Below are 8,468 nucleotides of genomic sequence, written 5' to 3'. Positions count from 1 at the left end.
TCTTGGCCAGCTGCACGGCCACGTCCAGATCGTCCGATGTGGGCTTTTCGCAATAGACATGCTTGCCGGCGGCCAGCGCGCGCTCGATCAGCCCGGCGCGCATCAGCGTGGTGCCGGCGTCGAAGAAGATGCTGTCGTCGGGATTGGCCAGCGCCGCGTCCAGGTCGGTGCCCCAGCGGGCGATATTGTGCTTTTTGGCCAGCGCTTCGATCTTGTCGCGGTCGCGCCCCACGATGATGGGGTCCACCACCAGCCGGTCGCCATTGCTCAGCGCGACCCCGCCCTGGTCGCGGATCGCCAGGATCGAGCGCACCAGATGCTGGTTATAGCCCATGCGTCCGGTGACGCCGTGCATGATGAGTCCAATCCGCCGTTCCGCCATTCCCTGATCTCCCTGCGGGTGTGTAACTGGTTGGTTACTTAGCTACACCCGCCCGGGGGTGCCCGTCAAGCGTCCTGCCTTGGGGTTAAACCAAAGGCGCATGGCACTTGCTTCTTTACCCCATGCGGAGGCGCTGATATTTTCGCTCAAGTTGGCGTATAGGGGTAACCGGCTCGTTCGCCCAAGCGAGGTGATATGGATCAGAAGCCTGAAGCCCCGCCCAAGCGGGCGCGCAATTCGGAAAAGACCAAGGCCGCCATTCTGGTGGCGGGGCGGGCCGAGTTCGCCGAGCGCGGCTTCGAGGGCGCCCGGGTGGACGCCATCGCGGCGCTGGCCGGCGCCAACAAGCGCCTGCTCTATCATTATTTCGGCAACAAGGAAGACCTTTACCGCGCCGTCCTGCTCGATGCTTATCAGGAAATCCGCCGGGGGGAGCGGGCGCTCTCGCTCGACCAGTTCGGCCCGGCCGAGGCCATGGACCGGCTGGTGCGCTTCACCTTCCGCCATTTCCTGGCCAATCCCTGGTTTCCGCGCCTTCTGGGCACCGAGAACATCGAGAATGCCCGCTTTCTCAAGACCCTGCCCGATATTCAGGGCCTGCATTCACCGCTGGTGGGCCAGATCCGCACCATTCTCGAGCGTGGCGCCGATGCCGGCATTTTCCGCCGCGACGTCGATCCGGTGCAGCTTTACATTTCCATTGCCGCGCTGGGTTTCTTCTACGTCTCCAATATGGCGACGCTCTCGGTCATCTTCGCCCGCGACCTCAGCGCCATCGATATGGTGCAGGAGCGCGAGGGCCAGGCGGTGCAGATGGTGATCGACTATCTGCGCACCCAGCCCGGCTGACCCCTGTCAGTCCAGCGGCGGCAGCGCCGCCACCGCCGCCTGCCGCACGGTTTCGAGCAGCGCGGCGACGCGCGGCTCGTCCGCCCGCTCTTCGAGCACATAGATGCCGATCAGGCTCTGGGGCGTGGGCTCGGTCACCTCGATCCGGCTCAGGCCCCGGCGCGCGAATTCGGCCGCCATCACCTCGGTATGGGCGATCACCGCATCGCTGCGCGCCACATAGTCGAGGCACGCCGCCATGGAATTTGAAGCGAAGGCATATTGGCCCTGATCGAACGGCGCGCTGCCCGAAGTCGAGCGGCCCCAGGTTTCAAAAAAGCGCTGATGCCGCACTTCCGGCAGCGAGCTGGTCACCGCCGGATAGGTCTCGATTTCCATGAGGCTGCGCGGACGGGCCAGGAGCGGATGGCCCTGGCGGGTGAAATACCCCTGTCCCACGCGCGAAACCGGCAGGAAGCGCGCGCCGGTGCTCCGGCTCAGCCCCTCGATTTCATGGGCGACGAACAGCGAAATGTCGCCGCTGAGCAACTGGTCCATGCAGCGCAGCTGGTTGCCCAGGCTGACATGGATGCGCGCCCTGTCGAAGCGCTGGGCATATTCGATCACCATGTCGCGGATGAACAAGGTCCACCATGAATAGCCGCTGCCGATGCGCAATCCCTCTTCGGTGCGGCCGCGCTGATGGGCCAGGGTGCTCAGCGTGTTGTCGTAGAGCCGGCGCATCAGCCGGGCGTTCTGATAGAGCGTCTCGCCATATTCGGTCAGCTCCACCCCGCGCGGGCTGCGGATGAACAATTGCACCCCCAGCGTTTCCTCGAGCTTGCGCATGTTGAAGGTGAGCGTGGGCTGGGTGACGAAAAGCGTGGTGGCGGCGGCGCTGAAACTGCCGGCCTCGGCCACGGCCAGGAACTGGTTGAGCAGCTTGTCCAAAAATCTCTCCCGCAGGGTTATAGATTTTCTCTATATCGGATGGGCTATTTCGTATTATTCTTTTGATCAAGTCTGGTCCATGCTCTTTGTCGAGACTGGCTGCGCAAAGGCGGTCGGTGCCATGTTTCGGAGTTTGCTAACGCCGTTTCTCCATGTCGCCATTTCTTCCATACAAGAAGATTGCGCCTCGGGGCGGCTCCGTGGTAGATGGTAACCGGCCGGTTATTTGAACGGCTTTCCCGCATCGCTCGATGCGGCAGTCGCGGTGGTGGGCGCTCGACAGGAATGCCCCCATGCGCGGCAATGTAACCAGTTGGTGACTTAAGGCGGGGAGGCCATTCACCAGCTCTTGCTCCAGCTTGGGGTAGCGACGAAGTTCAAGGGAGGAAATCACACATGACACTTCGTATCGATCGCCGTCAGTTCCTGATGGGCAGCTCGGCTCTTGTGGCCGCCGGCATGGCCGGCGTGGCGCCGGCCTTCGCCCAGGGCGCCAACCTGCGCCTCACCTTCTGGGGCGGCCAGAACCGGGCTGACCGCACCTATGCCGTCAGCGACCTGTTCGAGGCGGCCACCGGCAACACCGTCGAGGGCGAATTCCTCGCCTGGAACGATTACTGGCCCAAGCTTGCCACCCAGACCGCCGGCGGCAATGCCCCCGACATCATCCAGATGGACTACCGCTATATCGTCGAATACGCCCGCCGCAACGCTATCGCGCCGCTGGACGAATTCGTCGGCGGCGCCCTCAAGTTGGCTGATTTCGATCAGGACCAGCTCGATGGCGGCAAGGTCGACGGCAAGCTCTACGGCATTTCGCTGGGCGCCAATTCCGTCGCGACCCTGGTCAACACCAAGGCCTTCGAGGAGGCCGGCGTCGAGGTCCCGACCAATGCCTGGACCTATGACGACATCATGTCCAAGGGCGAGGCTTTCGCCAAGGCCAATATCCGCAACGGCATGAAGATGATCTCGGACGGCTCGGGCGTCGAGCCCATGCTGGACAACTGGCTGCGCCAGAAGGGCCTGGCCCTCTACACCGCCGAAGGCAAGCTTGGCTTCGGCGCCGACGAGATGATCGAGTGGTTCAAGCTCTGGAACGAGTTGCGCGCCGCCGGCGTCATCGTCGCTCCGGACAACCAGGCGCTCGATACCGGCCCGCTCGAAACCACCATGGTGGTGACCGGCCATGCCGCCATGATGCCCACCAACTCCAACCAGCTCGTCGGTTATCAGGCCCTGGTGCCCGATCGCCTCGATCTGATCGGCTATCCGCGCATCGCGCCGGGTGTCGGTGGCGGGCACTATCGCAAGCCGTCCATGTTCTTCTCGGTCGCCGGCTCTTCCGCCAACAAGGAAAAGGCCGCCGAATTCCTCAACTTCTTCATCGCCGATCCGGAAGCGGCCAAGATCCTGGGCGTCGAGCGCGGCATTCCCTGCCTGCCCGAAAGCCGCGAGATCGTGGCCCCGACCCTGGACGAGCAGAACCAGATCGCCCTCAATTTCGTGGCCAATCTGGGCGACCTGCTCGGGCCGCTGCCGCCATCCCCGCCGGCCGCGGCCGGTGAAATCGACATCTCGCTGCTGCGCACGCTCAGCCAGGAAGTCGCCTTCGGCGCCCGTTCGCCCGAGGATGCCGGTCCGTACTTCGTCAATGAAGCGACCGCCATTCTGAACCGGGCGAGCTAAATCATGACCGCGCGTTCCCTGAACACCGGCGCTCCCGCCAGGGAGCGCGCGGCCACCCCATCGCTCTGGCGGCGTTTCTGGCAGCAGGATGCCGCCGGCTATCTCTTCCTTCTGCCCTGGCTCATCGGCTTTTTCGGTCTCACCGTGGGCCCGATGATCACCTCGCTCTATCTCAGCTTCACCCATTTCGATCTTCTGACCGCCCCGCGCTGGGCCGGCGCGGACAATTATATCCGCATGTTCACCAATGACCCCAAATTCGCCGCCTCCATGCGGGTGACGATGTTCTTCGTGGTCTTTTCGGTGCCGCTCAAGCTCGCCTTCGCCCTGGCCGTGGCCATGCTGCTCAATCGCGGCATCAAGGGGCTGCCGCTCTATCGGGCGCTGTTCTACCTGCCCAGCCTGCTGGGCGCCTCGGTCGCCATCGCCATTCTCTGGCGGCAGATCTTTGCCGGCGACGGGCTGGTCAACAAATTCCTCTCCATTTTCGGCATTGTCGGGCCGAGCTGGATTTCCAACCCGCAATATTCGCTGTGGACGCTGATCGTGCTCTCGATCTGGCAGTTCGGCTCGCCCATGATCATCTTCCTGGCCGGGCTGCGCCAGATCCCGCAGGACATGTACGAGGCGGCGAGCCTGGACGGCGCCAGCAAGTGGCGCCAGTTCTGGAAGATCACCCTGCCGCTGCTCACCCCGGTCGTCTTCTTCAACGCCATCATCCAGACCATCGAGGCCTTCAAGAGCTTCACGCCCGCCTTCATCATCTCGGGCGGCACCGGCAATCCGATCAATTCGACCCTGTTCTACACCCTCTATCTCTATCAGGAGGCCTTCGGCTTTTTCCGCATGGGCTATGCCTCGGCGCTGGCCTGGGTGCTTCTGGCGCTGGTGGGGCTGTTCACTGCCTTCTCCTTCCTCACCTCGAAATATTGGGTCCATTACGATGACTGATGCTCCCAACAAGCTCACCGTGGTGGGGCTGCGCACGCTTTCCCCCACCCAGCGCCGCATCCTCTCCGTGCTGATCCATGTTGGCCTTCTGGGCGCCTCGGTGCTGATGCTCTATCCGCTCTTGTGGATGCTCTCGGCCTCCTTCCGCCCGGAAAACGAGATCTTCACCTCCGCCAGCCTCATTCCCTCCGCATGGAGCCTGGATGCCTATGTGCGCGGCTGGAACGGGCTGCGCACCAGCTTCGGGGTGTTCTTCACCAACAGCTTCATCATCTCCATTCTCAGCGTCATCGGCAATGTGCTGGCCTGTTCCATGGCTGCCTTCGCCTTTGCCCGTCTGGAGTTTCGCGGGCGCGGCTTCTGGTTCGCCCTGATGCTGCTCACCCTGATGCTGCCCTATCAGGTGACCCTCATTCCCCAATATGTGCTGTTCCGCCAATTGGGCTGGGTCAACACCTTCCTGCCCCTGGTGGTGCCGAAATTCCTCGCCGCCGACGGTTTTTTCATCTTCCTGATGGTGCAGTTCTTCCGCGGCCTGCCGCGCGAGCTGGACGAGGCGGCGCAGATGGATGGCTGCTCGCCCTGGCGCATCTACTGGAAGATCGTCTTGCCGCTCTCCATGCCGGTTCTGGCCACCGCCGCCATTTTCACCTTCATCTGGACCTGGGACGATTTCTTCGGGCCGCTGATCTATCTGAGCGAAATGCGCAGCTACACGGTCATGCTGGGCCTCAGGACCTTCACCGACTCCACCGGCATGTCCGATTATGGCGGGCTCTTCGCCATGAGCGTGCTCAGCCTGGTGCCCATCTTCCTGTTCTTCCTCTTCTTCCAGCGCCTGCTCATCGAGGGCATAGCGACAACCGGTATGAAACGCTGAACCATGTCTGACCTGCAATTTGCCGCCATCGGCATCAACCACGCCCACATCTACGGCCAGGTGGATTGCCTCAAGCGCGCCGGCGCGCGCTTCGTGGCCTTCCATTCCCCCGAGGATGATCTGGCCAAGGCGTTTGGCGAGAAATATCCCGAGGCGCGCCGCGTCGCCGATGCGCGCGAGATTCTGGAAAATCCCGCCATCGCCATCGTCACCACCGCGGCCATTCCGGGAGACCGCGCCGCCATCGCCATCAGCGCCATGCAGCATGGCAAGGACGTGCTGACTGACAAGCCCGGCATGACCAGCTTCGAGCAGCTTGCCGATATCCGCCGCGTGCAGGAAGAAACCGGCCGCATCTTCTCGGTGCTCTATTCCGAGCATTTCGAGGTGCCGGCCGCCGTGGAGGCGGGCAATCTCATCGCCGCCGGCGCTATCGGCGAAGTGGTCAATACCGTTGGCCTGGGTCCCCATTCGCTGCGGCTCAACAACCGCCCGGAATGGTTCTTCACCCGCGCCCGCTATGGCGGCATTCTCTGCGACATCGCCAGCCACCAGTTCGAGCAGTTCCTGTTCTTTTCCAATGCCCTCGATGGCGAGGTGGTCTCCGCCGGCGTGCATAACCGCCACCATCCCGACCGGCCGGGCCTGCAGGATGTGGGCGATGCCCATATCCGCACCGCGCGCACCACCGGCTATATCCGCGTCGACTGGATGACGCCCGAGGGCCTGCCCACCTGGGGCGACGGGCGCCTGACCATTCTGGGCACCGAGGGCTATATCGAGCTGCGCAAATATATCGACATCGCCGGTCGTCCCGGCACCGATCATCTCTTCCTGGTCAACAAGAAGGGCGTCGAGCATATCGACTGCGCGCAGGTCGATCTGCCTTTCGGCCGGCAATTCCTCGCCGATGTGCGTGACCGCACGGAAACTGCCATGCCGCGCGAGCGGTGCTATAATGCCATGAAAATGGCCCTGACCGCGCAGGCCATGGCCGAACGGGGTACGGAGTGGCAGCAATGAACCGGATTTTCAACGTCGCCGTCATCGGTTGCGGCATCGGGCGCAGCCATATCGTCGAGGGCTATGTGCCCAATGCCGACAAGTTCAAGGTCAAGGTGTTGTGCGATCTCAATATCGAGCGCATGACCCCGGTGGCCGATGAGTTCGGCATCGAGCGCCGCGTCACCGATTTCGACGCCGTGCTGGGCATGGACGATATCGACATCATCGATATCTGCACCCCGCCCATGCTGCATTATCCCATGGTCATGGCGGCGCTGAAGGCCGGCAAGCACGTCATCTGCGAAAAGCCGCTGGTGGGCTCGCTCGCCCAGGTGGACGAAGTCATCGCCGCCGAGGCCCAATCGGCCGGCCGGCTGATGCCGGTGTTCCAGTACCGCTTCGGCGATGGCATCGAGCAGGCCAAGGCCATCATCGATTCCGGCCTGGCCGGCAAGCCCTTCATGGGCACGGTGGAAACCCTGTGGCGGCGCGACGCGCCCTATTATGCCGTGCCCTGGCGCGGCAAATGGGCCACCGAACTGGGGGGCGTGCTCATGGGCCACGCCATCCACCCGCACGACCTGTTCACCTATCTCATGGGCGATATCGAACGCGTCTTCGGCCGCGTCGCCACCCGGGTCAATCCCATCGAGGTCGAGGATACGATCTCGGCCTCGCTGCTGATGAAAAGCGGGGCTCTGGCCAGCCTCACCGCCACGCTGGGCTCGGCCGACGACATGACGCGCATTCGCCTCGCCTTCGAAAACGTCACCTTCGAAAGCGACCATGCCGCCTATAATCCGGGTGAGAAGTCCTGGAAGATCCAGCCGCGCAATCCCGAGACCGCCGCCGCCATCGCCGAATTGCTCAAGGACTGGCGCTATGTGCCCTCGCGCTTCCAGACGCAGATGAGCCGCTTCCACACCGCCCTGGTCACCGGTGGCCAATTGCCCGTGACCAGCGCCGATTCGCGCCGCTCGCTCGAATTGGTCACCGCCTTCTATCATTCTTCGGCCAGCGGCGAGGATGTCGCCCTGCCCCTCGGCCCCGGCCACCCGCTTTACCAGAGCTGGGTGCCGGCTCAGTTCCGCGCCGCTTAGGAGTTCCTCATCCATGTCGACCAGCATCGAGCTCCGCCAGATCGTCAAGACCTATGGCGATGTCCAGGTCATTCACGGGGTGGACCTGACCATCGATCCGGGTGAATTCACCGTCTTTGTCGGCCCTTCGGGGTGCGGAAAGTCAACGCTTTTGCGCATGATCGCCGGGCTCGAGCCGATCACCGGGGGCGAGTTGCTGATCGATGGCCAGCGCATGAACGAGGTGCCGGCGGCCCGGCGCGGCATCGCCATGGTGTTCCAGTCCTATGCGCTTTATCCGCATATGAATGTCTACCAGAACCTGGCTTTCGGCCTCGAAACGGCGAAGATGCCCAAGCCCGAGATCGAAAAGCGCGTGCACAAGGCCGCCGAGATTCTCAAGATCGAGCCGCTGCTCAAGCGCAAGCCCAAGCAGCTTTCGGGCGGCCAGCGCCAGCGCGTCGCCATTGGCCGCGCCATCGTGCGCGAGCCCAAGATTTTCCTCTTCGACGAGCCGCTCTCCAATCTGGACGCCGAATTGCGCGTCGCCATGCGCGTCGAGATCGCCAAGCTCCACAACGATCTGGGCAATACCATGATCTATGTGACCCACGATCAGGTCGAGGCCATGACCATGGCCGACAAGATCGTCGTGCTGCGGGCCGGGCATATCGAGCAGGTGGGCTCGCCGCTGGACCTCTAC

The 8,468-nt window shown here is 63.2% G+C and carries 8 protein-coding genes and 1 pseudogene; 7 read left to right on the top strand and 2 right to left on the bottom strand.

The window, feature by feature from the left end; genetic code table 11:
- Positions 1-382 (bottom strand): annotated as a pseudogene (locus tag VDP82_RS10240) (gfo/Idh/MocA family oxidoreductase); the annotation flags it as partial.
- Positions 383-577: 195 nt separating this feature from the next.
- Here VDP82_RS10240 and VDP82_RS10235 point away from each other — a divergent pair.
- On the top strand, positions 578-1,231 hold the full coding sequence (locus VDP82_RS10235; protein ID WP_323014747.1) for a TetR/AcrR family transcriptional regulator: 654 nt from the start codon (positions 578-580) through the stop codon (positions 1,229-1,231).
- A gap of 6 nt (positions 1,232-1,237) precedes the next feature.
- Here VDP82_RS10235 and VDP82_RS10230 read toward each other — a convergent pair whose 3' ends face one another.
- Entirely contained in the window at positions 1,238-2,161 is a 924-nt protein-coding gene (locus VDP82_RS10230; RefSeq protein WP_323014746.1) for a LysR family transcriptional regulator, read from the bottom strand.
- 396 nt (positions 2,162-2,557) lie between these two features.
- Here VDP82_RS10230 and VDP82_RS10225 point away from each other — a divergent pair, with 396 nt between their 5' ends.
- The 6 genes from VDP82_RS10225 to VDP82_RS10200 form a co-directional block, all read left to right on the top strand.
- Positions 2,558-3,850 (top strand): ABC transporter substrate-binding protein, encoded by a 1,293-nt coding sequence (locus VDP82_RS10225; protein ID WP_323014745.1) that lies wholly within the window; start codon positions 2,558-2,560, stop codon positions 3,848-3,850.
- 3 nt (positions 3,851-3,853) lie between these two features.
- Entirely contained in the window at positions 3,854-4,801 is a 948-nt protein-coding gene (locus tag VDP82_RS10220; RefSeq protein WP_323014744.1) for a sugar ABC transporter permease, read from the top strand.
- A 106-nt stretch (positions 4,802-4,907) separates the two neighbouring features.
- Positions 4,908-5,681, top strand: coding sequence for a carbohydrate ABC transporter permease (locus VDP82_RS10215; RefSeq protein ID WP_416347097.1), 774 nt, complete (start codon positions 4,908-4,910; stop codon positions 5,679-5,681).
- Between the two features lie 3 nt (positions 5,682-5,684).
- The gene (locus VDP82_RS10210; RefSeq protein WP_323014742.1) at positions 5,685-6,704 is read left to right on the top strand and encodes a Gfo/Idh/MocA family oxidoreductase; all 1,020 of its coding nucleotides are present in this window, start codon (positions 5,685-5,687) and stop codon (positions 6,702-6,704) included.
- Entirely contained in the window at positions 6,701-7,786 is a 1,086-nt protein-coding gene (locus VDP82_RS10205) for a Gfo/Idh/MocA family oxidoreductase (protein ID WP_323014741.1), read from the top strand. Before VDP82_RS10210 ends, VDP82_RS10205 begins: the two co-directional genes overlap by 4 nt.
- Before the next feature lie 13 nt (positions 7,787-7,799).
- The coding region (locus tag VDP82_RS10200; RefSeq protein WP_323014740.1) for an ABC transporter ATP-binding protein at positions 7,800-8,468 on the top strand (669 nt) is incomplete at its 3' end.

This window comes from Devosia sp. (assembly GCF_034675085.1).
GTDB lineage: Bacteria > Pseudomonadota > Alphaproteobacteria > Rhizobiales > Devosiaceae > Devosia.
The sequence above is the reverse complement of the archived record's forward strand: the minus strand, read 5'-3'. Positions and strand labels throughout refer to the sequence as shown.